The sequence below is a fragment of the Pseudohongiella sp. genome, assembly GCF_040877505.1.
Taxonomy (GTDB): domain Bacteria; phylum Pseudomonadota; class Gammaproteobacteria; order Pseudomonadales; family Pseudohongiellaceae; genus Pseudohongiella.
Genome location: NZ_JBBDNQ010000013.1, coordinates 77,257 through 103,116, shown reverse-complemented (window position 1 = coordinate 103,116; position 25,860 = coordinate 77,257). Strand labels below are relative to the sequence as shown.

20 protein-coding genes are annotated in these 25,860 nt (G+C 57.3%); 12 read left to right on the top strand and 8 right to left on the bottom strand.

The window, feature by feature from the left end; all coding sequences use genetic code 11:
* The first annotated feature begins 7 nt into the window (after window positions 1-7).
* The 5 genes from WD071_RS04405 to WD071_RS04385 all read left to right on the top strand — a co-directional run bounded on the left by WD071_RS04405 (window position 8) and on the right by WD071_RS04385 (window position 8,811).
* A complete protein-coding gene (locus WD071_RS04405; RefSeq protein ID WP_368047124.1) occupies window positions 8-2,221 on the top strand; it encodes a malate synthase G in 2,214 nt (737 codons plus the stop codon).
* Between the two features lie 99 nt (window positions 2,222-2,320).
* Window positions 2,321-3,919, top strand: a complete 1,599-nt coding sequence (locus WD071_RS04400) for an isocitrate lyase (protein ID WP_368047123.1) — start codon at window positions 2,321-2,323, stop codon at window positions 3,917-3,919.
* Window positions 3,920-4,032: 113 nt separating this feature from the next.
* Entirely contained in the window at window positions 4,033-5,154 is a 1,122-nt protein-coding gene (locus WD071_RS04395; RefSeq protein ID WP_368047122.1) for a YcjF family protein, read from the top strand.
* A complete protein-coding gene (locus WD071_RS04390) occupies window positions 5,141-6,766 on the top strand; it encodes a GTPase family protein (RefSeq protein ID WP_368047121.1) in 1,626 nt (541 codons plus the stop codon). Before WD071_RS04395 ends, WD071_RS04390 begins: the two co-directional genes overlap by 14 nt.
* Entirely contained in the window at window positions 6,763-8,811 is a 2,049-nt protein-coding gene (locus WD071_RS04385; protein WP_368047120.1) for an acetyl-CoA hydrolase/transferase C-terminal domain-containing protein, read from the top strand. The genes WD071_RS04390 and WD071_RS04385 overlap by 4 nt, the downstream gene beginning before the upstream one ends.
* A gap of 24 nt (window positions 8,812-8,835) precedes the next feature.
* Here the strand turns inward: WD071_RS04385 and WD071_RS04380 are convergent, their stop codons facing one another.
* From WD071_RS04380 to WD071_RS04360, 5 genes are all read right to left on the bottom strand, one after another.
* Entirely contained in the window at window positions 8,836-10,041 is a 1,206-nt protein-coding gene (locus WD071_RS04380) for a pyridoxal phosphate-dependent aminotransferase (protein ID WP_368047119.1), read from the bottom strand.
* 58 nt (window positions 10,042-10,099) lie between these two features.
* Window positions 10,100-11,506: an amidase gene (locus WD071_RS04375; protein WP_368047118.1), complete on the bottom strand. Its 1,407-nt coding sequence runs from the start codon at window positions 11,504-11,506 to the stop codon at window positions 10,100-10,102.
* 37 nt (window positions 11,507-11,543) lie between these two features.
* Window positions 11,544-12,488, bottom strand: coding sequence for a D-2-hydroxyacid dehydrogenase (locus WD071_RS04370; RefSeq protein ID WP_368047117.1), 945 nt, complete (start codon window positions 12,486-12,488; stop codon window positions 11,544-11,546).
* On the bottom strand, window positions 12,485-13,744 hold the full coding sequence (locus tag WD071_RS04365; RefSeq protein ID WP_368047116.1) for an aspartate aminotransferase family protein: 1,260 nt from the start codon (window positions 13,742-13,744) through the stop codon (window positions 12,485-12,487). Before WD071_RS04365 ends, WD071_RS04370 begins: the two co-directional genes overlap by 4 nt.
* Before the next feature lie 128 nt (window positions 13,745-13,872).
* A complete protein-coding gene (locus tag WD071_RS04360; RefSeq protein ID WP_368047115.1) occupies window positions 13,873-15,333 on the bottom strand; it encodes an NAD-dependent succinate-semialdehyde dehydrogenase in 1,461 nt (486 codons plus the stop codon).
* Between the two features lie 183 nt (window positions 15,334-15,516).
* Between WD071_RS04360 and WD071_RS04355 the strand changes: the two genes are divergently transcribed.
* The 7 genes from WD071_RS04355 (at window position 15,517) to WD071_RS04325 (ending at window position 21,688) form a co-directional block, all read left to right on the top strand.
* Window positions 15,517-16,329, top strand: a complete 813-nt coding sequence (locus WD071_RS04355; protein ID WP_368047114.1) for a TOBE domain-containing protein — start codon at window positions 15,517-15,519, stop codon at window positions 16,327-16,329.
* Window positions 16,326-17,126 carry a molybdate ABC transporter substrate-binding protein gene (gene modA, locus WD071_RS04350; protein WP_368047113.1) on the top strand — a complete coding sequence of 267 codons (801 nt, stop codon included), beginning with the start codon at window positions 16,326-16,328 and terminating at the stop codon, window positions 17,124-17,126. Before WD071_RS04355 ends, modA begins: the two co-directional genes overlap by 4 nt.
* 29 nt (window positions 17,127-17,155) lie before the next feature.
* The gene (gene modB / locus WD071_RS04345; protein ID WP_368047112.1) at window positions 17,156-17,842 is read left to right on the top strand and encodes a molybdate ABC transporter permease subunit; all 687 of its coding nucleotides are present in this window, start codon (window positions 17,156-17,158) and stop codon (window positions 17,840-17,842) included.
* On the top strand, window positions 17,839-18,906 hold the full coding sequence (modC, locus tag WD071_RS04340; RefSeq protein WP_368047111.1) for a molybdenum ABC transporter ATP-binding protein: 1,068 nt from the start codon (window positions 17,839-17,841) through the stop codon (window positions 18,904-18,906). The genes modB and modC overlap by 4 nt, the downstream gene beginning before the upstream one ends.
* Window positions 18,907-19,131: 225 nt before the next feature.
* Entirely contained in the window at window positions 19,132-19,650 is a 519-nt protein-coding gene (locus WD071_RS04335) for a hypothetical protein (RefSeq protein ID WP_368047110.1), read from the top strand.
* Entirely contained in the window at window positions 19,640-20,020 is a 381-nt protein-coding gene (locus WD071_RS04330) for a winged helix-turn-helix domain-containing protein (RefSeq protein ID WP_368047109.1), read from the top strand. The genes WD071_RS04335 and WD071_RS04330 overlap by 11 nt, the downstream gene beginning before the upstream one ends.
* 132 nt (window positions 20,021-20,152) lie before the next feature.
* Window positions 20,153-21,688 carry a DUF4153 domain-containing protein gene (locus tag WD071_RS04325; protein WP_368047108.1) on the top strand — a complete coding sequence of 512 codons (1,536 nt, stop codon included), beginning with the start codon at window positions 20,153-20,155 and terminating at the stop codon, window positions 21,686-21,688.
* 66 nt (window positions 21,689-21,754) lie between these two features.
* On the opposite strand, the gene WD071_RS04320 is transcribed toward WD071_RS04325, so the two are convergent.
* The 3 genes from WD071_RS04320 to WD071_RS04310 are packed head-to-tail and all read right to left on the bottom strand — an operon-like array spanning window position 21,755 to window position 25,783.
* The gene (locus tag WD071_RS04320; RefSeq protein ID WP_368047107.1) at window positions 21,755-22,744 is read right to left on the bottom strand and encodes a xanthine dehydrogenase family protein subunit M; all 990 of its coding nucleotides are present in this window, start codon (window positions 22,742-22,744) and stop codon (window positions 21,755-21,757) included.
* Between the two features lie 10 nt (window positions 22,745-22,754).
* On the bottom strand, window positions 22,755-25,196 hold the full coding sequence (locus WD071_RS04315; RefSeq protein ID WP_368047106.1) for a xanthine dehydrogenase family protein molybdopterin-binding subunit: 2,442 nt from the start codon (window positions 25,194-25,196) through the stop codon (window positions 22,755-22,757).
* Window positions 25,193-25,783, bottom strand: coding sequence for a (2Fe-2S)-binding protein (locus tag WD071_RS04310; RefSeq protein ID WP_368047105.1), 591 nt, complete (start codon window positions 25,781-25,783; stop codon window positions 25,193-25,195). The genes WD071_RS04315 and WD071_RS04310 overlap by 4 nt, the downstream gene beginning before the upstream one ends.
* Window positions 25,784-25,860 lie beyond the last annotated feature (77 nt).

Genomic DNA, 25,860 nt, shown 5'->3' with positions numbered 1-25,860 from the left:
GATCGGCATGCAAACAGCCACGCAACTGCAAACAGCCACGCAACAGCTATCAGGCTCGCTATACCCGGGCGCCATCAACCCACGTTTTTACCAGTTCATCACAGAACAGGTATTACCCTTGACCGACCTGGACGCTCCTGCATTCTGGCAGGGCTTCGCAAGTCTGGTCGCGGAACTGACGCCACGCAACCGGGACTTGCTGGCGCGGAGGGATGACCTGCAGCGACAGATTGATCGGTGGCATCAGCAGCAAGCGGGGCAGGGGACAGGCCCGGCGCATGACCCGGACGCCTATCGCCGGTTTTTGCAGGAAATCGGCTACCTGCTGCCCGAACCGGCCGCCGTGGCCATCACCACGCAGGCAGTGGATGACGAAATAGCCTGTATAGCCGGCCCGCAACTGGTGGTGCCGGTCAAGAACGCCCGCTTTGCACTGAATGCAGCCAATGCTCGCTGGGGCAGCCTGTATGACGCCGTCTATGGTAGCAACCTGATTCCTGATGAGGGGGAGCTGGCTGCAGGCTCATGCTACAACGCAAAACGCGGTGCTGAGGTTATTCGTTATGCCAGGGATTTTCTTGATCGTGCGTTTCCGCTGGCTGATGGGTCGCACCATCAGGCTACTGCTTACCTGATTGACGAGGCCCGGCTAGTGGTCGAACTTGTCAACGGCACCCGTACCGCACTGCGCCAGCCCGGGCAGTGGACAGGGCTGACAGGATCCCCGGAGCAACCTGATTCAATCATTCTGTGTAATCACGGATTGCATGTAGACATTGAGTTTGATCGCACGGGTGCCATTGGCAGTAAGGCGCAGGCAGGTATTCAGGATATCAAGGTGGAATCGGCGCTGACCACTATCATGGACTGTGAAGACTCGGTGGCGGCGGTTGATGCCGATGACAAGCTGGAGGTCTACCACAATTGGCTGGGCCTGGTGCGTGGTGACCTCAGCGTAGAGCTTGTCAAAGACGGCAAATCCCGACTGCGCAAACTTAACCCGGACAAAACCTTCATCGCTGCGGATGGAACACAGGGTCAATTACCGGGCCGTGCTCTCATGCTGATTCGCAATGTGGGTTTGCTGATGGACAGCGAACTGATGCACGATGCAAACAACCAGCCAGTGCCAGAGGGCATTATTGACGCTGTGGTGACGGCACTGGTTGCGTCGCTGGATGGCAGCGGTGCGTTACGCAATTCCCGTTGTGGCAGCATCTATATTGTCAAACCGAAACTGCACGGGCCTGAGGAAGTTGCATTCACCGTCACCTTGTTTGAGCGGGTGGAGGATCTGCTCAAGCTGCCGCCCAACACCATCAAGATGGGCATTATGGATGAGGAGCGGCGCACGTCAGTCAATCTGATGGCCTGCATCGCTGCCGCAAAGGAACGGGTGGTGTTCATCAACACCGGATTTCTTGACCGTACTGGTGACGAGATTCACACCAGCATGCACGCCGGCGCTTTTTTGCCCAAAACTCAGCTGAAGGATCAGGCCTGTATCCGCGCCTATGAAGACAACAACGTGGATGTCGGACTGGCCTGTGGGTTTCCTGGCCGGGCACAAATAGGCAAAGGCATGTGGCCAAAGCCCGATGACATGGCCGGCATGATGGACAGCAAGATTGCACAGCCGCGGGCCGGTGCAACGACTGCCTGGGTGCCATCACCCACCGCCGCGACCCTGCATGCCTTGCATTATCATGAGGTCAATGTTCCGGTACGGCAACAAGCGCTGCGTTCACGTTCGCGCGCTGCTCTGGCTGACATGCTGACTATACCGCTGATGCCTGCCGGGCATGCACTCACCGACGAAGCCGTTGCCCGGGAACTGGAAAACAATATTCAGGGAATTCTGGGATACGTGGTGCGCTGGATTGATCACGGGGTCGGCTGCTCTAAAGTGCCGGACATTCATCAGCAAGGTCTGATGGAGGACCGGGCCACCTTGCGTATCTCCAGCCAGCATGTTGCCAACTGGTTACTGCATGGTATCTGCAGCGAGCATCAGGTGTTGAGTGTGCTGCGGCGCATGGCTGTGGTGGTGGATCAACAGAATCTGAATGATGCCGCCTACCGGCCCATGGCCACGGATATTGAGCACAGTCTGGCCTTCCGGGCCGCCAAAGCGTTGATCTTTGCGGGTCAGAGCCAGCCCAACGGCTATACCGAATTTATTCTGCACCACTATCGCGCTCTGGCTAAAAGCCGACCTTGAGGTGTCACTTTTTTTAGTCCTTGGCTCTTTAACTCCTTAACTCCTTAACTCTTTAACCCTTAAGCACAGTCACAACAATATTATTGAGAGGAAAGCACTATGACAACTTACCAGCAACAGATGGACCAGGCCAACCGCACACTCGCAGCAAAAGGGGATGCATGGCGCGGTATCAACCCTGACTACATTACCCGCATGCGATTGCAGAACCGGTTCCAGACCGGGCTGGATATTGCCCGCTACACCGCAGGCATCATGCGGAAAGACATGGCCGCCTATGACCGGGATCCCGGTCAGTACACCCAGTCGCTGGGTTGCTGGCACGGCTTTATCGGGCAGCAGAAAATGATCTCCATCAAGAAACATTTTCAGAGCACCAAGGGGCGCTACCTTTACCTGTCCGGCTGGATGATTGCCGCGCTGCGTTCCGAGTTCGGCCCGTTGCCCGACCAATCCATGCATGAAAAGACAGCTGTGCCAGCGCTGATAGAAGAACTGTATACCTTCCTGCGTCAGGCTGATGCGCGTGAACTGAATCATCTGTTCAAGGACCTGGATGCAGCGCGCGCATCGGGAGATCAGGTGGCGCAAAAAGCTGCTCTGAACAAAATCGACAACTTTCAGACCCACATCGTGCCCATCATCGCCGATATTGATGCCGGATTTGGTAATGAAGAGGCAACTTACCTGCTGTCGAAAAAAATGATCGAAGCCGGCGCCTGTTGTATACAGATCGAAAACCAGGTATCCGATGCCAAGCAGTGTGGCCACCAGGATGGCAAGGTCACCGTGCCGCACGAGGACTTTCTGGCCAAGATCAATGCGGTTCGTTATGCCTTCATGGAGCTTGGTGTTGAGGATGGCGTGATTGTGGCGCGTACTGATTCACTCGGTGCCAGCCTGACCCAGAAAATTCCGGTATCTCAAAGTCCGGGCGACCTTAATGACCAGTATAACGCCTTTATTGATGGTGAGGAGATCACCTCACTGGATCAGTTGCAGTCAGGTGACATGTTGTTGCGCCGGGGTAACACCAATATCAGACCGACACGCCTGGCCAATGGGCTGGTGCGATTCAAGCCGGACACCGGCGTCGAACGCGTGGTGCTGGATTGCGTGACCTCGTTGCAGAACGGAGCGGACTTGTTGTGGATCGAAACCGAAAAACCGCATTTGCAGCAAATTGCCAGCATGGTCAACCAAATTCGGGAAATTGAACCCACGGCCAAACTGGTCTACAACAACAGCCCTTCGTTTAACTGGACCCTGAGCTTCCGTCAACAGGTATTCGATGCCTGGGCAGAAGCAGGGCGCGACGTGTCTGAGTACCAGCGCGACAAGCTGATGAGCGTTGACTATGATGAAAGCGACCTGGCACAGGAGGCTGATGACCGTATTCAGAGCTTCCAGCGCGATGCCGCGCAGATGGCGGGTGTGTTCCATCACCTGATTACCCTGCCGACTTATCACACGGCGGCTTTGTCCACGGATGATCTGGCAAAGGACTACTTCGGTGAGCAGGGAATGCTGGCGTATGTGCGTAAAGTTCAACGCCAGGAAATCCGTCGTGGTCTGGCCTGTGTCAAGCATCAGGATATGGCGGGCTCCAACATTGGCGACAACCACAAGGAGTACTTCTCGGGTAGCAATGCCCTGAAGGCGTCAGGCAAGGATAACACCATGAACCAGTTTGGCTGAAACGCCTGTCGGAATGAGCCGGCGGCGAACGGCGCCGCTGGCAACCCCACCACCTCCGTGCGTATACTGGTGCCAACACCCATGTTAGCCATGCACCAGTACACGGACCACTCATGAATCGATACTTTGAGCGCCTCTGGCAGATGCTTGCCCAGAGCGATGGCAATGGCGTCGATGAGCCAGGCGTCAAGGCCAGTACAGCCGATCAGCTCAGTCATACTCTGCCGGTCATCTGGCTGCTGGGCAAAACCGGCGCCGGTAAATCATCGTTGATCCAGGCGCTGACTGGCCTGAGCGAAGCGGAAGTGGGCAATGGCTTTGAGCCCTGTACCCGCACCGCCGCCATGCTCAATTTTCCTGAAGATCTGCCTGTCATGCGATTTCTGGATACACGCGGCCTGGGCGAGTCGGGGTACGATCCCGCGGATGACCTGCACGCCTGTGAACGGCGTAGCCATGTGCTGCTGGCTGTCGCGCGCCTGGATGATCCGGTTCAGGGCGAGGTGTCTGCAGCAATTGCGGCGGTACGCAAACGTCGACCGAAAACGCCTATTGTTATTGTGCATAACGGTGCCGATCTGCTGCCTGATGAGCAGGCCCGGTTCCGCGCGCGTGAGCAGGTCCAGCAGGCATTCGAGAAAGCCGCAGATCAGACGCTGGCCTACGTCGAAACCATTCTCCTGCCTGATCAGGCTGCCGAGGTCGACACCGGTATCGAGACCCTGGTAACGCACCTGGATGACATCATGCCCGAAGTGGCCTTGCTGCTGGCGCGTGAGGAGCGCCGTGATGCCGAGCGCCGGGCTTTCGCCGGGCTGCGTGCCAGGGTGCTTTGGTATGCCAGTGCTGCAGGTGCATCTGATGTGGCACCGGTCGTGGGTGCCGTCACTGTGCCAACGCTGCAGGCAGCCATGCTGCGCACATTGGGCAAACATTACGCGGTGGAATGGACACGGGCGCGCATGACCGAGTTTACGGTAGCCTTGGGCACAGGTGTCGCTGTCAGGTTTGGTGCCAGTTACGCTGTTCGTCAGTTGGCCAAATTGATTCCGGTATACGGGCAGACGGCAGGCGCTGCCGCATCGGGCACCATCAGTTTTGCCGCTACCTATGCCCTGGGGCGAGCGGCAGCGTTCTACCTCCACCGCACCCAACAGGGGCTGGCCATCGACACCCAGGAATTGCGGGCCCTGTACACAGATGCTTTGCGGAGGGCGCGCCGTGACAGGAAATGAAAAATTGCGCCGGGCGTTTTTGCGCTGGGATCATCTGCTGGTGGTCTTTGTGCTGGGTTTACCATTTGGACTGTTGATTCTGCTCGGTTTTCTGTGGTTACTGCAACACAACGCGATTCTGTGGTTTCTTGCTGCCAGTCTGCTGATCAGTGCGGCGGTGCTGTTGCTGCGTCATATTCTGCGCCGACGCTGGCGGACAGAGGCTGAATCCGATGCTGGCGCGGCGGATCTTTCGGTAGAACCCGATCCTGACTGGCTGCCGTCAGAAAAAGCCGTTTTCGCTGATGTCGGGCAGCATATTTCAGCGCTTACCCGCACAGCATTGCCCTGGGAGGATTTGCCCGAACACGCACTGGCGGTAGTGAACAAAGTTGCTGCCGGGCTGGATGGCAAAAACAAGAGCGCACTGGCTTTCACTTTGCCAGAAGCATTGCTGCTGCTCGAATCCACCGCCTCACGTTATCGCGAACACCTACGCAGCAAATTACCGTTTTCTGACCAGGTTTCTCTGGCAACACTCTACTGGTTGTGGCGCCAGCGCAACCGAGCCAACGTGTTGTGGAAGGTTGCGCAGGGCAGCGGCCGTGTGGCCCGGTTTGCATTCAACCCGGCCGCCGGGATTCTGCGTGAGCTCGAACAGATAGTCTCCGGTGGCAACTCCGGTTATGTGACCGAGAACATGATGGGCGTCATGCAGGCTGTGCTCCTGGAAGAAGTCGCCTACGCTGCCATCGAGCTTTACTCTGGCCGATTGCGCTTTTCTGACAGAGAATTGATGCAGATACAGCTTTCTACCAGCAAGGCAGACGACGAACGCATGGCGCTGCCTGACATGCCCGTGCGAGTCCTGTTTCTGGGCCAGACCAGCGCAGGCAAATCGACCCTCATCAATGCCCTGCTGGCGACCGATCGCGCGGAGACGGATGCAGCTGCTACCACGCCGGATCTGGTCACCTATCCGGTGGAACTGGATGGTATCGCGTGCCATTTTTTGGACAGTGAGGGGCTGGATGGCGCGAACCGGAATTTCGACAGAATGCTCAAGGAAATGACGCAGGCTGACCTGGTGGTATGGGCGATTCGCGGCAATCGTCCCGCCCGTGAACTGGATGTACGCCTGCAACAACGATTTGATGCCTGGTTCGAATCTCACCCCCGACGTCGCAAGCCCGGGGTGCTGGTGGTTGTTACGGCCATGGATCAGCTGGTCGCTGCACAGGGTCAGCCCTCGGCTGCCCAACAGGCAACCATCGCTGCTGCGGTGACCGCAATCGGTAAAGATATGGCAGGTCTGCCGGTGCTACCGGTCAGCCTTGGGCCGGTGCCCTGGAATCTGGACAAGGTCAATGATGCTTTATGTGCAGAGTTACCGGAGGCAAAACGCGTGCAGCGTAATCGGCGGCGGGTGGAAGGGGCATCCCGCGAAAGTCGGTTCGGAAGTCAGCTCAGGAAAGGCGGGCGGGGGATCAAACAAGGACTCGTGATGGCCGGCAGTCGCATTACAAAAGGGAATGGAGGCACAGGAAACCAGGGCACAGAAAACCAGAGCACAAAAAACCAGAGCACAAAAAACCAGAGCACAAAAAACCAAGGCAAAGGAAACGATTCATGACAGCAAACGGACCCATGCAGGTGTCGGGTAGCGATGAGGCTGTTCAGGCTGTCATCGACCGGGTGGGTCACGATATTGTGCTGGGCTTGCCGTTGGGCGTTGGTAAACCTCTGCGCTTTACCAACGCTCTTTATCGACGAGCGTGCAAGGATGCCGGACTTAAACTGCATATCGTCACCGGTCTTTCGCTACAGATACCGCAGAGCAGTTCGGCTATGGAACGCCGCTTTCTTGAGCCTTTTCTGGAGCGACTGTACGGCAAGGTTCCCGAGCTTGAATATGCCCGCGACGCTGCGGCCGGGAAGTTGCCTGACAATGTCAAAGTATCGGAATTTTTCTTTCAGGCAGGCAGTTTTCTTGATCAGTCGCAGCAACAGCGTGACTATGTCTGCAGCAATTACACGCACGCGGTGCGCGACTTGATGGCGCAAGGGCTCAATGTTATTGCACAAATGGTGGCACCTGACTCTTCATCTGATTCTGCACCCGACTCTGCACCCGACTCTTCACCTGGTTTGGCAAGCGGCAGGACTGGGGAAAAGCAGATGTTCAGCCTGAGCAGCAATCCTGACCTGACGCTGGATCTGATTCCCCTGTTGCAACAGCGTCAGGCCAATGGCGTGCCTGTCGCACTGGTGGCAGAGAGCAATGCAGCGCTACCCTATATGGGTAATCACGCGGCGGTGGCAGCGCAGACTTTTGACGTGGTGCTGGATAGTCCGTCCACAGAGTATCCGCTGTTTTCCGTCCCCCAAAGCGCAGTCAGCGCGCAGGATCACCTGATTGGTTTTTATGCCAGTACGCTATTGCGAGATGGTGGTACCTTGCAGGTTGGCATCGGCTCGCTGGGGACTGCGCTGGTACACAGTACAATTTTGCGGCATCAGCAGAACCAGCAATGGCGAGGCTTCTACGATCAACTTGAGATGGACCAGCGTTTTCCGGTTGCCCGGCAGTGTGGTGGTACCGGTCCATTTACTCAGGGCCTTTACGGTTGCAGCGAAATGATGATGGAAGGTTTTATCCACTTGATCGAGACTGGTGTGCTTACGCGCAAGGTATACGACGATGTCGCGCTGCAGGAAGCGCTGAACAATGGAAGCGAAAAACCACCCACTGATAACAGATCAGCGTCGGGCGGGGTGGTCATGCACGGCGGTTTTTTTCTGGGTTCACAGGCCTTTTATGAAAAACTGCACAAACTCACTCCGAAGCAGCGCGACCAGATTTGTATGACCAGTGTGAATTTCACCAATGACCTGTTTGATCATCGTTTCGGCAATCAGCGACTTAAAGTTGCTCAGCGGATCCACAGCCGGTTTATCAATTCGGCGATGATGCATACCCTCAGCGGGGCAGCAATCTCCGACGGACTGGAAGATGGGCGCGTTCTCAGCGGCGTTGGCGGGCAATACAATTTTGTAGCCATGGCACATGAACTGCCCGATGCCCGCTCCATCGTCACCCTGCGAAGTACCCGCGAAAAGAACGGCAAAACCCGCTCCAATATTGTCTTCAGCTATGCACATTGCACCCTGCCCAGGCATCTGCGGGATATTGTCATTACCGAGTACGGCATTGCCGATCTGAGGGGGCAGCCCGACGAGGAGGTTTATCGTCGGCTGATCGCTATTGCGGATGCCCGGTTTCAACCGAAACTGCTGGCGCAGGCCAAGCAGGCGGGCAAGATTGAAGCTGATTTTGAAATTCCCTCGCAGTGGCAGCAAAACACCCCGGATGCAATCAACAAGTTGTTTGCGCAGGCAGACAATCGCGAGTTGTTTCCCGCGTTTCCGTTTGGCCACGATTTCACTGATGACGAGTTGGTGCTGGCGCGTGCTTTGAAATGGTTGCAAGCAAAAACGGCAACCACCACCGGAACAATGTTGACGACGATGCGCGCTTTATTGAAAGGTGGCCGCGCAGCCCGCTATGATGTCTTGCTGACGCGCATGGCGCTGGCGTCGCCTGAAGGGCTGAAGGCGAGACTGGAGCGGCGGCTGCTGGTGTGCGCGCTCGGCGAAACCGCTACGGGTGTCCTCTGACGGGCACCTGGTACCCATCGCCTGTCAGTCAAAATTTTGTTGCTCCATCCAGGGAATGATGCGCGCGAACGCAGCCTCAATCTGCTCCAGGGAAATTGAATAACTCAGGCGCAGAGAATTTTTGCAATGGCTGCCAAAGGTCTCTCCCGGTATCGTGCACACGCCTGTTTCCTTGAGCAGGCGCAGTGCAACGTTGGTCCCATTCGCCCCTTCGGGCAGCGAGGGGAACAGGTAAAAAGCACCGTCCGGCCGGTAGCCGGTCAAATGCGGCGTCTGTTCCACCAGTTCAACCAGGCGATCGCGGCGGCGGGTATATTCGGCGCGCATATGGTCAATGAATTCGTTGCCGCCGTGCAGGGCAGCAACACCTGCCCACTGGCATGGCGTGTTGGCCACGGTGGTAGTAAACATGTGATAGCGGCGCAGCTTCTTGATTGCGCCCTGACTGCCAATCATCCAGCCGATCCGCATGCCGGCCATGCTGTAACTTTTCGAGAAACTGCTGACCACAATGACATGATCCAGATCGCTGCAGCAAGACAGTACCGATGGATATTCCTTGCCATCATAGATCAGGTGGTCATATACCTCGTCGCTGATAATCTGGATGCCACGATAGGCGGCTTCCTCGACGATGGTTTCCAGTGTTTCCCGTGGGTACACGGTGCCGGTCGGGTTGCTGGGTGAATTGAGCACAATGCCATAAGTATGCGGTTCCATGGCGTCGATTACATCCTGAGGGTCCAGCTGGTGATTATTTTCCGCGCGGGTCTTCACCTCGGTGACTTCCCCGCCGTTCATCCGGATGAGTGGGCCGTAAAGCTGAAAGGCCGGGCATGGAATGATGAAATGCCGACCCGGGGCGGAGACCGCCGTCAGTGCCAGGTACAATGCTTCGGTGGCGCCGGTGGTGACCATGATATTGTCAGGGGTCAAGGTACGGCCGTTGCGTTCACCATAATAGATAGCCAGCGACTCAAGCAGTTCTGGCAGCCCTGCGTCCATGGTGTAGCCGGTCTGGCCGCGCTGCATGGCCTCGATGGCTGCATTGATGATGTGGTCCGGCACCGGCAGGTCGGGTTGACCAATAGACAGATGAATGACGTCGTCCATCTCGGCGGCCAGGTTGACCATCTTGCGGATGCCCGGAATCGGAATGGCCATCAACGCCGGGTTCCAGATCGGATCTTCGGACTCGTAGAAATCGAAATCCATTTTGCTCAACGGCATGTGTCATTCCTCGCTGTTCTGATAGATCGTTCTTGAAAATACGTTCTTCAAAAGCTGATCAGGAAAAAAGAGCTGGCCGATGATTGGTCAATGGATTGGCCTGCTGGTAAGCATGACCGGCCGCCAGCACCAGAGCGTCGTTGAAGCGCGCGCCAACGACCTGCAGACCGATAGGCAGCCCCTGCCGGTCAAAGCCGCAGGGGACCGATAACGCTGGTTGACCTGTCATGTTGAAAGGATAGGTAAACGGCGTCCAGGTAGGCCAGCGGGTATTGGGCCAGTCTTCAGGCACTTCGCGCCCGGTCTTGAAGGCGGTAATGGGTATACTGGGGGTGAGCAGCAGGTCGTATTTGCCATGAAACGTTGCCATGCGCTCACGCAGGGCATTGGCTTCATTGACTGCGGCAAGGTACTCGAGCATGCTCAGCTGCGAGGCTTTTTCAGCAACCTCGATCAGGCCAGGATCCATCAACTCGCGCTTGCGGCGGCCGAGATCGCGGATGGCGTTGGCCGCGCCGCTGTAGAACAGGTGGCCAAAGGCGGCCAGCGGATCACTGAATGCCGGGTCCACACGCACCACCTCAGCACCGAGTCCGGCAAAGATGTTCGCCGCCTCGGCAACCGATTTTTCCACCTCCGGATTGACGTCGACAAAGCCCAGGTTTGGACTGTATGCAATGCGCAGGCCTTTCATGCTGCGGCCCAGTTCGGCGGTATAGTCTATATTGCGGCGAGGCACTGCCTGGGTATCGCGCGGGTCGGCTTCGGTCAGCACGTTCATCATCAAGGCACAATCCGCCACTGTCCAGCTCATCGGACCGGCATGAGCCAGGTTGCCATAGGGCGGCGTGGGCCAGTGCGGGACTTCACCGTAGGAAGGTTTGAGACCAACGATGCCACAGAAGGCGGCGGGAATACGGATGGAGCCGCCGGCATCGGTGCCCAGGGCCAGCGGAGCCATGCCCAACGCAACGGCTACGCCGCTGCCGCCGCTGGAACCGCCGGCGGTTTTGCTGATGTCCCAGGGATTATTGGTAACCCCGTCAACGGGATTGTCGGTGACACCCTTCCAGCCAAACTCGGGCGTTGTTGTCTTGCCAACGGGCACATAACCGTTGCGGGCCAGGGCTGCTGTGGCGGGTGCCGATTTGTTGAGAGTCGAGTCGGGATCGGCGGTTTTAGATCCCTTCAGGGTAGGCCACATGGGGGTCAGAAACACATCCTTGACAGCAACCGGCACACCGTCAAGCAGGCCCCGGGGTTCGTTCTTCTGATAACGCTGTTCGGATTCCCTGGCAAATGCCAGTGTGGTATCGCGATCCACCAGGCAGAACGCATTGGTATTTTTATCCAGGCGTTCAATCTGGTCCAGCATGGCTGTGGTCGCTTCCACCGGTGACAGACTGTGGTCCCGATAGCGTCCCAGCAATTCGACTGCAGTCATACGCGGAATTTCCTGGCTCATCAGCTAATCTCCTTTCAATCATGCACGACTGTAACTACTACGATTTGTCTACGATATTGTGCAATGGTTCGCCGGCCTGCCAGCGTTTGAAGTTGTCCATGAACTGTTCCCCCAGCGCTTTTCGCCAGCCAATAAAGTCGCCCGCCATATGAGCTGAGATCATGACGTTTGGTTGCTGCCAAAGAGGATGATCCGTGGGCAACGGTTCTTGCTCCAGAACGTCGAGGGCGGCGCCGGCCAGCGCGCCACGGGTCAGCGCGTCAAGCAGCGCGTCGGTGCGGACGATGGCGCCGCGGCCAACATTGATCAGACAGGCTGAGGGTTTCATCAAGGCCAATGTCTTTCGGTCAAACAAACCTTCGGTGTCCGGTGTCAGGGGCGCGGTGATCACAACATGATCGGCGTCGGGCAACAGTTCAGGCAGATGCTGCTGAGCGTAGACACGGCGGAATCCTGCCACTTCGCGTTCGCTGCGCGCGGTGCCCACCACGTCCATGCCAACGGCACTGAGCAACTGGCCAACCGTCGAGCCGATGGAACCAGCGCCTACAATCAGGATGCGCTGGCCATCAACTAGCGCGGTATCGCGATGTTGCCAGCGGCGCTGGCGCTGGTAATGCAGATTGCCCAGAGTATCCTTGGCAAACATCAGCACGGCACCCAGCACGTATTCGGCGATACCCCGGTTGAATATGCCACGGGCGTTGGTGACCGGGATATCACTGCTGCGCAGCGCGGGGAACATCAGGGCATCAACACCAGCACTGGTGGCATGAACCCAGCGTATCGCGGGATTCTCTGGCCAGCAACGCTGCAACAGGTCGGAGCGGAAATCGGTCACCACCAGCACATCGGCGTTTTCCAGCGCATTGCGCAACGTCTTCTCGTCACGCACATGCTCAACGCGGGTGTCAGCAGGCAGGTTCTGCAGACCTGGCAGATCGGGTTCATCCGGGGCTGTCAGTACGGCAATGTGGCTCATAACGTCGGTGCCAGTTCCTTTGCCGCCGCGTCAAAGCGATCCACGGCATCGTCAATTTCCGCTTCGGTGACCACCAGCGGCGGTAGCCAGCGCACGATCTGACCGCTGGTGCCACAGCGCAGCAACAGCAGGCCCTTGGCTTCTGCTGCCGCGGTGAGTCTGGCGGCGATATCCGGACGTGGCTGATCGGGGCCGTCGGCAATTTCCAGGCCCAGCATCAGGCCCTTGCCGCGCAGGTCATCCATCCAGCTGTGCCTGTCACGCAGCACGCTCAGCCGCTGGTACATTTGTTCGCCGCGGTACCTGGCATTGGCGACCAGTGATTCTTCTTCGAACACATCGAGCGTGGCCAGCGCGGCAGCACAGGCCACGGCATTGGCGCCGTAAGTACCGCCCTGGGAGCCCGGATAACCCTTTTTCATCAGTGCCTCGGTAGCGGCGATGGCCGACAGGGGGAAACCACTGGCCAGCCCCTTGGCGGTGATAACCACATCGGGTACCACGTCGAAGTGCTCCAGGCTCCAGAACCTGCCGCTGCGGCCGTAGCCCGCCTGAATCTCGTCTGCTATCAGCAGAATACCGTGCTGGCGGCAGCGCTCGGCCAGGCCCTGCATAAAGGCCTTGCCCGCCGGGTAATAACCATATTCGCCCTGAATCGGCTCAATGAGAATGGCCGCGGTATCACCGGGTGCGGTCTGGGTTTTGAAGATTTCGTCCAGTTCCCGCAGGCAGAAGTCGGTGGCACGTTGTTCATCCCAGCCATAACGATACAGGTGCGGGAACGGGGCGAAAACCACCCCGGCCATCATCGGGTGGAAACCGGTACGTACCTTGGTGGCTGATGTGGTCAGGGACGCAGCGGCCATGGTACGGCCATGAAAACCACCGTGAAAGCTGATGACGTTGGCGCGGCCGGTGGCATGACGAACCAGCCTCAGCGCCGTTTCCACGGCTTCAGAGCCTGAGTTGCTGAAGGCCACCGAGTTCAGTTCGCCTGGCATATATCCAATCAGGCGATCACTGAGCCTGAGCATGGGCTCATGGGTCACGGTGGTATACTGGGCATGAATGATTTTGCCCGCCTGTTCCTGAACGGCCCGTACAACTGTGGGGTGGCAATGACCGGTACTGGTGACACCAATGCCGGAGGTAAAGTCCAAGTAAGCATTATCCTGATTGTCGTAGACCCAACTGCCTTTGCCGTGATCGACACAAACTTTGCTGGATTGACCGAGTAAAGGTGACAGGTGGCTCATATATATCACTCCTGTTATGGTAGCCGGGATCTGCGTCGGCTACTTCTTTCAAGAATTTGCTTTCATTTTAACTTTACAAGATTTGGACCCTGCAAGAATTGTGCTGGATTTGACTGAAGGGGGCGATTTTATTCCCCGCCCATACAAAGGTACTTGATTTCCTCATACTCTTCCATGCCATGCCTGGAGCCTTCGCGGCCCAGCCCGGAGGCTTTCATGCCACCAAAGGGTGCGGTGACATTGGAAATGGCACCCTCGTTGATCCCGACTATGCCGCTGTCCAGTGCATCGGCGACACGCCAGACCCGGTGGACATCACGGCTGTAGAAATACGAGGCCAGGCCATAGGGTGTGTCGTTGGCCATGCGAATGGCTTCTTCTTCGATGTTGAAGCGGATAATGCCAGCCAGTGGTCCGAAGGTTTCCTCGTGGCACAAGGTCATGTCGGGCGTGATGCCGGTAAGTAGCAGGGGGGCTACAAAGTTGCCGTTGTCGCCGGTTGGGGCGCTGCCAAAAACCAGACGGGCGCCCTTGTCCAGCGCATCCTGATAATGCGTCCGGACTTTTTTTACTGCGGCAGCGTTGATCAGCGCCGACTGGTTGACGCCCGGTTCAAAACCATCGCCCAGCTTGAGGCCCTTCATGGCATCGGCCAGTTTCGCCACAAACGTATCGTGAACGCCGTCCTGCACCAGGAAGCGATTGGCACAGACACAGGTTTGACCGGTATTGCGGAATTTCGAGGCCATGGCACCCGCCACTGCCTGATCCAGATCGGCATCGTCGAACACAATAAAGGGCGCGTTACCGCCCAGTTCCAGGGATATCTTCTGAATATGTTCGGCACATTGTGCCATGAGTTTGCGCCCAACCCCGGTGGAGCCGGTAAAGCTGAGTTTGCGCACGACGGGGCTGCTGGTCAGTGTCTTGCCAATCGCTTCCGGCTGACCGGTGACAACATTGAACACCCCTGCCGGAATGCCTGCCTCAGCGCTTAACCAGGCCAGCGCAAGCGCGGAATAGGGCGTCGCCTCGGCGGGCTTGACGATCATGGAGCAGCCAGCTGCCAGCGCAGCACCTGCCTTGCGGGTGATCATGGCGGCGGGAAAGTTCCAGGGCGTGATCGCGGCGCTGACGCCGACCGGCTGGCGCGTCACGATGATATGCTGGCCTGTTTTGGCACCGGGAATGGTTTCGCCGTAGGCGCGACGTGCTTCCTCGGCAAACCATTTGATAAAGGCGGCAGCATACTGCACCTCGCCCTTGGCTTCTGTCAGAGGTTTGCCCTGTTCCAGTGTCATCAGGGCGGCAAGATCGTCCTGATGTGAGAGCATCAGTTCATACCAGCGATAGAGACTCTCGCTGCGCTCATTGGCGGTAAGCTGACGCCATTGCTCAAAGCCCGATTGCGCAGCGTCAATGGCAGCGGTGGTGTCTTCTGCATTGAAGTCCGGCACCTGGCCAATGATCTCTCCATTAGCAGGATTATCCACATCCAGTGTCCGGCCGCTGTCCGCTGCCAGCCACTGCCCACCAACATAACAGGCCTGACGAAACAGGCGGGGTTCCTTTAAATTGAGCTGTGCCATAAAAGACTCCTCTGACGCTTTCATCCATCGTCCACGCTCCTGCACCCAGAGTCAAGACGGCTGGGCGGCAGCAAAATACTTGCAATATATAGTTTGCTATATATCATGTTGCCCAAGATATAGTCTTGTATATATCACGTGCCTGGCAGTGTGCCAGTAACCGTTACGACAAAGTGAATTGTTATGACACGCGAACGTGGAATACCGGTAGGTGAGTTTATCGCTCCATTGTCCCTGGCAACGGATATGGGGGAAATATCGCCGCGTCGCCTGGCTCTGCTGACAGCCATCGCCGGCACCGGCTCGATCAGCGGTGCTGCCAGAACAGTAGGCATGACGTATAAGGCGGCCTGGGACGCAGTGGACGCGATGAACAATGTTGCCGGTGCGGTTCTGGTGCAGGTCCAGCATGGTGGCCGCGGCGGCGGCGGTGCTCAGCTGAGCGCAACCGGGAGGAAAGTGGTCGATGATCTGGCGCGGCTGCAGAGTCTGCACGGCCAGTTCATGGCGCAGCTCAAGGCAGCGGGAGACCTGGATGAATCGCTGATGCTGATGAGGAGGCTGAGTATGAAAAGCAGTGCCCGTAATATGCTGCTGGGCACCGTGGAAAGTTTGCGCGATGGTGGCGTCAGCACAGAGGTCAATCTGCGGCTGACCGGCGGCGACTCACTGCATGCCATCGTCACCCGGGAAAGTGCTCAGGAACTGGGGCTGGCGCCGGGCCGCGAAGTGCAGGCCATCATTAAGGCGTCGTGGATCATCCTTGCCATGGGCGATGACAACATTCGCACCTCGGCGCGTAATCGCCTGTGTGGCAGTGTGACACGGATAGTGGAGGGCGACGTCAACGCCGAAGTTGTGTTGGCACTGATGGGCGGCAATACGCTGGCGGTGATCATCACGCGGCAGAGCCTGGATGAGTTGGGGTTGCAAGAGGGTAGCCAGGTCTGCGCGCTGATCAAGGCGTCGCATATCATACTGGGTGTTTCTCTATGAAACCTCGGGTCGTGAAACCACAGGTTATTAAGTCAGGGATTACAAAAGCCGTCCGGTTGATTGCGCTGGCAATGCTTGCCGGTCTGTTTGCATCCGTTTCGTCTGCCCAGCAGATGACGCTGGCCGCAGCATCATCGCTGCGGCCAGCGCTGGATTATGTTGTTGAAGCTTATCAGGACATTCACACGGATCATCAGGTATCAGTCATCTACGGTTCATCCGGAAGGCTGACGGCGCAGATCATCAATGACGCACCCTTCGATTTTTTTATGTCGGCGGATATGGCGTATCCGCAGCGGCTTGTTGATGAGGGCTACGCTGCCTCCGAACCCCGGGTGTATGCCTGGGGCCGGCTCGTGCTCTGGAGCGCCGACCTCGACGCCTCCGGGCTGACATTGCGAGATCTCGTTGATGGCGCGATTGAACGTATTGCCATTGCGCAGCCCGAGATCGCACCTTATGGCCAACGCACTCGCGAAGCGATGCAGGCCACCGGAATCTGGAGCCAGGTACAACACAAACTGGTATTCGGTGAAAATATCTCGCAGGTGACGCAGATGGCGCAATCGGGTGCGGCGGATGTTGGCCTGATTGCCTTGTCTCTGGCAGTACAACCCGGGCTCGCTTCCACTGGTTTTTATCTGATTGACGCTGCCCTGCATGAGCCACTTGAGCAAGGTTTTGTGATCACCCGGCGGGGTGCAGACAACGACGTAGCCAAAGCATTCTCCCGGTTTTTAGCCACGCCCGCCGCCCGGGCGATATTTCGAGATAACGGATTTGATGTCGATGATTGACGCTGTGATACAACAAAGTGACCACACTCATGTTTGAACTGGGTGCCGCCGATTGGCAGGCTATACAGCTGACGCTCAGGCTGTGTTTTTTGACCACCCTGATTCTGCTGATTATTGCCACGCCACTGGCCTGGTGGCTGGCCAGCGGTAGGTCGGCACTGCGTGTTGTGGTGCAGACAATCGTGGCGCTGCCACTGGTCTTGCCGCCTACAGTGCTGGGCTTCTATTTATTGGTGGCACTTGGCCCCCGTGGTCCGATCGGCGCAACCCTGGAGAGCATGGGGTTCAGCCATCTGGCGTTTTCCTTTGAGGGTATTCTGCTGGCCTCAGTCCTGTACTCAATGCCCTTTGCTGTCCAACCCCTGCTGGAGGCGTTCAACAATCTGGGCCGACGTCCCGTAGAAGTCGCATCAACGCTGGGTGCCGGCGTGATTGATCGGTTTTTTACCGTGATTCTGCCGATGTGCCGTGGTGGTTTTATTGTTGCCGCCACACTCAGCTTTGCGCACACCGTGGGTGAGTTTGGTGTGATCCTGATGTTGGGTGGCAGCATTCCCGGCGAAACCAAAGTATTGTCGGTGCTGATCTATGATCATACCGAAGCCATGAACTATGCATCAGCACATCGTCTGTCGCTATTGCTGCTGGTGTTTTCGTTCCTGGTATTGTTTGTGGTGTACAGCATGAACCGACGCTTTCAGGTGGCCAGGGTATGAACCTGCAGATTCGGGCACAACTGCGTCGCGGCGATTTCGAGCTCAGTGTCGACACGCAATGGCCGGCACAGGGCGTGACGGCGCTGTTTGGTCGATCTGGCTGCGGCAAGACTACCCTGATGCGCATTATTGCCGGCCTGGAGCGTGTACCGGGAGCGCAGCTGAGATTTGGTGATCAGTGCTGGCAGAGCGATGCTGGCTGGACGCCTGTTGAGAAACGTCGGATTGGTCTGGTATTCCAGGAAAGCAGTTTGCTGCCGCATCTGTCCGTGGCCGGCAACCTGCTCTACGGCTACAGGCGCACACCCAGGGCACTGCGGCGGTTGCAGCTGGATGAAGTCAGCGCCATGCTGGGTTTGGAGTCACTGCTGACACGAGCTGTTGATCAGCTGTCCGGCGGGCAGAAACAGCGCGTGGCCCTGGGGCGGGCATTGCTTTGCAGTCCGCAGCTGTTGTTGCTGGATGAGCCGCTGGCAGCACTGGATACCCAGACCAAACGTGAAATCATGCCGTTTCTGTCCCGACTGGCACAGACATCAGGTGTTCCTGTTGTATTGATTACTCACGCCCCTGACGAAGTACAGCGACTTGCTGACCGTGTAGTTTTCATGCGCGATGGCCGCATTGATGATATTTGCTCCTTACAGCAGGCCCTGGCCAGGCCCGATTCCCCGCTGTTTGCCGATGAAGGGCCGTCGTCGGTGCTTGAAGGTCACCTGGGACCGATGGACGCGCACGGCTTGCATCTGTTTGGCGAGCGCGGTTCGCAACTGCGTGTGCAGGCGCCGGATGAAACGGTGTCAGGGTCAACGAGGTTGCGTGTGCTGGCGCGTGATGTCAGCGTAGCGCTGGATGACCCGGCCCGTATCAGTATCCGCAACCACCTGGTGGTTACTATCCGGCAGTTGCATGAATTGCCAGGTAATAGACTCTTGCTGGAGACAAGCATGCAGGACGGCCAGACACTGTTGATCGAGATTACTCCATGGTCGGCGCAGCAGTTGGGTCTGGCTGCGGGGCAGCGTGTTTTTGCTTTGATCAAGTCTGTGGCGTTGATGCGCTGAACCACATTCTGCCTCCAGTCATCGCTGGCTGGCCAAAGGTTGACAACTTATCTGTTGACTTAATAACTTTGTCAGGTAAAGTACTTTCAAATACTGCAAACTGGAAGCAGCCTGTTAATGACTCTTGTTGAAAAGACTCGTGCTAAAAAGACTGGGCCCAGGCCATCAGAACCGGTTTCTTTAAACCGGCGCGCAGAGGAGAACCTGCGGTATATCCGGGATACCATGGAAGGCGCGAGTGTGTTCACTGGTGTGTCCGGTAAGGGTTATGTGGCCGCCGGGCTGTCTGCACTGCTGGCATCCTGGCTGGCCGCGCAGCAAAGCAGCGACGCAGCCTGGATGATGGTGTGGATGGCGGAGCTGGTGATTGCAGGCAGCATCGCATTTACCCTGATGCTGCGTAAGACTGCCGATCAGGGGAAATCGGTATTCAGCGCCAGTGGGCGTAAGTTGCTGTTGGCGTTTTTACCGACCATGAGTGTGGGCGGGTTATTGACCCTGGCATTTTTCCTCCAGGATGCAGTGACCCTGCTACCTGGGATCTGGCTTGGCTTGTACGGGGCGGCAGTGATGACAGCTGGCGCCTGGTCAGTGCGCGCCATTCCGGTCATGGGTGCACTGTTCGTTGCATTGGCGGCATGTGAACTGTTCGCGCCGGTGTCATCGGACCTGTTGCTGACGCTGGGTTTTGGCGGATTTCACATTGTTTTTGGTGGTTGGATCTGGAGGCAGCATGGCGGTTAGTCGAAAAACACAAAACCCGGACGCGCAGGCAGTGCTGCCGCCAAAATCGGCGAAAAAAAGCGGTAGCGCGGTCCGTGTCAGTGGCGATCTTGATCACCTGATCCATGAGCGAACGCGGTTGGGGCTGGTCAGCGCCCTGGCCAGCCACAAAACCATGAGCTTTACCGAATTGAAAACACTGCTGAATATCTCCGACGGTAATCTCAGTGCCCATGCCCGTAAACTGGAAGAGGCCGGGTATATCGAGTGCCATAAAGGTTTTGACGGACGGGTGCCCAGAACCGAGTACACGTTGAACGCTACCGGTCGCAAGGCCCTGAACAAATATGTCGTCCATATGGAGGCATTGATTGCGGTGATGAAAAAGTAGCCCGGCTTTTTTATCGGTTAATGATTTTTTTATGGGTTAATGACTTTTCATTAGTTAACAAATTTCTGTTTGCTAATAAACTTTGTATTGCAAAGTACTTTCTATAGATAAATTATGTTGGGGTGACTTGATATGATACAGACAGACATGGGATCAACGTCCGGCATCAACCGGGCGGGTTGGGCGGCGATGCTGGCCGTCGCGCTGGGCGTGGCAGCTGACCTGCTGGTGCTCAGGCAGGGCCTGAGGAGCGCCGGTTTTTTGTGTTGGATGGTGTTGTTCATCGCCGCAGTGCACGCGTTGTCCCGGTTGCAAAATCGAACGCGATTACCGTCTTGCTGGTCAGTGTTTGCGCTGGCGGCGGCCTTCCTGTTGTTTTACCGCTCCACGCCGGTGATGATTCCCATGATGCTGCTGGTGTTGCTGAGCTGCGGCGTCAACGGGTTATTGCAGCAACGCGCGTCAGAACGCTATGGAATCGCTGTGCTTGATTATCCCTGGACGACTTTAAAGTTGCCCGTGCTGCTTCTGCAATCTCTCTGGCAAACCGCAAGCGAGGTTGATCCGGCGCTGGTGCCGCGCAGCAGCGTCCGAGGGGTGATCACAGGTCTGCTGCTGGCGACTCCTGTGGTGTCGGTGTTTGCCTTGCTATTTGGTTCGGCTGATGCACGTTTCAGTGCGTACCTGTCGTCAGTGTCGGAGATTTTTTCATTCAATGCCGTCGAACACCTGATCACCATGACGCTAATGTCGGTGCTGGCTTTTGGGCTGTTGGCCATGGTGCTGCGCAAACCTGACCCGGGTCAGATCGATGTCCCCAAGCAGCTCAGCCTGGGCCGCGAAGAAACCGTGATTGTCATGGGATCGCTGGTGCTGTTGTTTCTGGTATTTGTAGTGTTGCAGGCGAGCTACCTGTTTGGCGGCCGTGAGATCATCGAACAAACCAGCGGTCTGACACTGGCAGAGTACGCGCGACGCGGTTTTTTTGAAATGCTTGGGGTGGCAGCGCTGACGCTGCTGATACTGCTTGCGATGGCAGGATTGCGCTGCGATGTGCGGATTTTTCGGCCGCTGGCCGTTGTGATGGTGGTGCTTGTGCTGATCATCATGGTCTCTGCCTTGCAGCGTTTGTTGTTGTATGTGGAAGCGTTCGGCCTGACACTGGACAGGTTGCTGGCGCTGGGTTTGATGCTGTGGCTGGCGGTCACCTTGGTGGGCTTTGCGCTGACGGTACTGCGTGGCCGCCCCCAGGGTTTTGCCTTTGGTTCTGTACTATTCGGCACGCTTCTTTTGTTGGCTGCGGGCGCTCTGAACCCGGTGTCCATAGTCGCGGAAATCAACATCGGGCGGGTGCTGGCTGAACCTGATAGCTCAGTCGATGTAAAGTATCTGGTAGGTCTGGATGGGGATGCGGTGCCGGTGATTCTGAAACATTTTGATGAGCTTCCGGTGTCGGTACAATGCGAATTGGGCAGATCACTGAGTCAGGCATGGCCCGTGATTCAGGAGCCTGGCGATTGGCGGCAGTGGAACGCCAGTCGTGCCAGGGCGCAGCGCCATGTGGATCTGAACAGAGAGAAGTTGGAAACGGTTTTTGATCAGGCGTTGGAGAATTTGATGACCAGAGTAACACCTCAGCAGGAAGTGGGGATATTCAAGGTTTGTTGAGGCGTCAGAAATACAAAAGCCCGGTTGCAGTCATGTTGATGGCTGCAACCGGGCTTTTTATTTGGCTTACGCTGTCAGCGCACGCTGCACAAGATTGTCCATCAAGGGCATCTTGTAGTGGTTGTGCGTCAGCGGCTGAGCGCCTTCACTGGCCATGCCTGCAATCATGTCGGCGGTAGCCTGATTGCGCGGTTGACCCTGAATTGCGTTCTCTACAGAGCGTAGACGACGCGGCGTGCATTCTACGGCGCCACAGACCAGCCGTGAGTCCTGGATGTTGCCACCTTCAGTACGCATGACCGCAGCAATGCTTACCAAAGCGAAATCCCAGACATTGCGGTCCGCGACTTTCTCGTAATAAAAGTCTGCATTAGCCCATTTGGCCGGAATTCGCACAGCTGTCAGGATTTCTCCTGGCTCCATCACGGTTGTTTGTGTGATGTTGATGGCCGGGCCGACAAAGAAGTCCTCGGCTGCGACGACGCGTTGTCCGCCTTCGCGGTTGATGACCATCTGTGCTTCCAGAGCGACCAGTGCAGGACCGGTATCGCTGGGTGTCACCGCCACGCAGCGGCTGGCATTGAACAGGGCATGTTCGCGGTTCTGTGCTTCCGGCGTATCGGCGTAGCACAGGTTACCACCGGCACGGTAGCAATCCAGGCCGCGGCGGTAGTACCAGCAGCGCACATCCTGCGACACGTTGCCGGCGATGGTGCCGACGTTGCGTATCTGCGGGCTGGCAACCACGGATGCGGCCTTGGCAAGCAATTCATAGCGTTCGCGTATCAGCGGGTTGCTGGCGATTTCGGTCAGTGTGGCCAGGGCACCGATTTCGATCCCGTCACTGGTTTCCCGGATACCGCGCATCGATTCGATGCCGTTCAGGTCAATCAGCGCTTCCGGACGCTTGGCGCGGTCTTTGATCCACCCGTAGGTGTCCTGACCGCCACCGAGCAACCATCCTCTGTCCGCCAGGCGGGAGGCGAGGGCTAGAGCATCTTCAACCTGCACCGGCTGATAGAGCTCCATAGCTGGCATGTTGTCATAAGCTGGCATAGTTTATACCTCAGAATGTGTTCGTTTTCAGGTCGCCGGTGTTGAAGTGGTCCAGTTGCGCAACATGATTGATGATCATGTCTGCGGTAACCGGGGCGCGATTGAACAAGTGGCCACCGAGCGCGTCGGAAATGGCGCTGGAAAGCGCCGCCGCTGCACAGCCCTGGGATGGTTCACCGACACCGCGTGAGCCCATGGGGCTTTGTGGGTCGGGGATATCAAGCCCGGCGCTGTTGGTGACAGCCGGTATATCCAGGTAGGTCGGGATCTTGGCCTGATACAGCCCAACGTTGGCCGACAGTCCGTTCTGAGGATCGTAAACATGACGCTCGTAGCCTGACAGACCCACGCCCCAGACTCCGCCGCCGTTCATGCTCTGACGGAAACCCAGTGGGTGGATGATGGTGCCGCAGTCTGCGACAGCAGTATAGTCAACGATGTCATACTTACCGGTACCCAGATCCAGTTCGATTTCCATGAAACCGATGGTCATGGACGGCACAGTGCCCTGGTGACGGGTGTCTTTGGCAACACCAATCAGGCCGGTACCGGCCAGACCCTGCACAGAACGCTTGGTGACGTCATTGAGTTCATCCGGGAAGGTCTCGCCGCTGTACTCACCGCCCAGCTCGACTGCACGTTGTGCCGCCTCGGCGTAGGTCATGCCTTGTTCTTCGTTACTGGTCAGGAATACACGCTCGCCGTCGATATCGTAATCGTCGGCTGCGCCGCCCAGTTCCGCGGCAGCAATCTCCTTGAGTTTGCGCAGGGCATCTTGTGCTGCCACAAAGTTAGTGCGTACTTCGGTGAACATGGTGTTACTGCCGGCCTGATAGGTGCTGTAAGGCAGGTGCAGGTCAGAGTTGCCACGAACAATTTCACAGTTGTCCCAGTCCACTTTTAATACTTCTGCTGCGGTACGCACCACAGATGCGTAAGAGTAGGTGCCCAGGTTACCAACACCGGTGTGCAGGTAGAGTCGACCGTCCGTGCCGATACGGCACAAACCGTCGTAACCGCTGGCGCCGGCTGAGTGATAACCCATGCCCAGGCCGATACCGGTTACCTTGTTGCCGTTGCGCTGGCCGGAACGCTGCATGCGCTCATCCCAGTTGAACATGTCCGCACCCATTTGAATGGCTTGCGGGAAGAAGGCACTGGTCAGCGCGCCACGGCGAGGACCAATCAGGTCTTCGCTGACCGGCGCGTTCTGACGTCGGACTTCCATGCGATCAAGACCGGCCTGACGAATAGCTTTGTCAAAAATCGGTGCCAGTACGGCCGCCATCTCATTCTGGCCGGGTCCACGCTGCGCGCCGCGCGGCGTAGTGTTGGTGTACAGTGTCACGCCACGGAAACGCATGGCTGCCGGCTGCAGCATCAGGGAGATGTGTTCGGCTGCGGAGCTGTTGCTGGCGCCGCCGCCCGAACCGGCATCACCGATAATGACAACGTCGACCGCGCCCACGTCACCGTTTTGCTTGATACCCAGTTTCATCAGACCCTGCATGCCGGAGCGGGCAGAACCGATGTAGAACTCTTCTTCGCGGGTGATACGCAGCTGCACCGGGCGATTGATTTTGCGCGCCAGGTGGCCTGATACCGCCATGATGGGGTACGGGAAGATTTTGCCGCCGAAACCGCCACCGGTGTTTTCGTTGATGAACACCAGGTTGGCCGGGTCAATGCCAAGCATGCCAGCCAGCGGTGCTATACCGATGGTGTGGCTCTGCAGGGAACCGTGAAAGTAGCAGCGGCCATTTTCCCAGTACGCCATGCCGGTTCTTGGCTCCAGCGCATGGTGAGGCTGACCGATGGTGACAAACTGCTCTTCGACAATACTGGTGCACTGGGCGAACTCTGCATCGATGTCACCAAATGCCCATTCTTCCGGGAAGTTGACGCCTTCCGGAATGCGGCCGGCGCGGAAGGCACTGACTGCGTCCCGGTTCCATTTTACTTCGCCTACATCAGTACCGGAGGCAGTGGTGCCCGCAGCGGCATCGCCGGCATTACGCACCAGCGTGTTGCCAGTTGGGTAGGGGTTTGCGCCACCTTCTACCAGCGTATCCAGCGGGTCGACAACAAAGGGTCGACGCTCGAACTCGATGCGGATTGTTTCAATCGCATTTTCTGCAATTTCTTCCGTTACCGCGGCAATGGCCAGGATTGGCTGACCTACGTAGGTAATGATGTCTGACGCCAGCGCCGGGTTGGCGGGCGGCGCAGCTTGCGGCAGGTCTTCAGTGGTCAGAATGCCAACCACGCCTTCCATCGCCAGTGCTTCTGAGTAGTCGATGCTGACGATACGTCCGGCCGGCAGCGGACTGGTCAACAGTCGCGCAAACACCATACCTTCTTTTTTAAAATCTTCTGCATAACGGGCGGCGCCGGTAACTTTGGCTTCGATATCCGGCGGAGTGAAGTTCTTACCAATATGTTTATAGGTCATGACAATTGCCCCGAGGCGCGCATCACGCCATTCAGATAGTGATCATAAGCACCACAACGACACAGGTTGCCAGACAGCGCCTGGCGTGCTTCTTCGCGGGATGGCCGTGGATTCGTCTTCAGTAGTGCGACGGCAGACATGATCTGGCCCGGTGTGCAGAAACCGCACTGTGGGCTAAGCTCGTCAATGAACGCCTGCTGCACCGCGTGCAGGGTGCCATCAGCGGCGCGCAGGCCTTCAACTGTCACTACCTGGCGTCCCTTGACCGAGTGGGTCAATGTTGAACAGGCATAATTGGTGACGTCGTCCACGGTCACCGTGCAGGCGCCACACTCACCCCGGTTGCAGCCGAGCTTGGTTCCCGTCAGGCCGAGTTTGTAACGAAGGGTATGCGCCAGCGTTTCCTGCGGCGTGACGTCAACGCGGCGGGTACGTCCGTTGACGTTAAGCGATAAAAGGCGTTCAACGCCCCCAGCCGGCCGCTGAGCCGCTGCGGTTGCGAGATAGAATCCGGCGCCGCTGGACGCGGCTGCTCCGAAAAATATCACGCTTTTGATGAATCGTCTGCGTGTGAGTTTAGGGGTCACGGGTAGGATCTCCACTTATTATTAGTGACTGATGGAGGTAAGCAGTACTGATGGTACTGTTGTAAGTTATCTTCCAA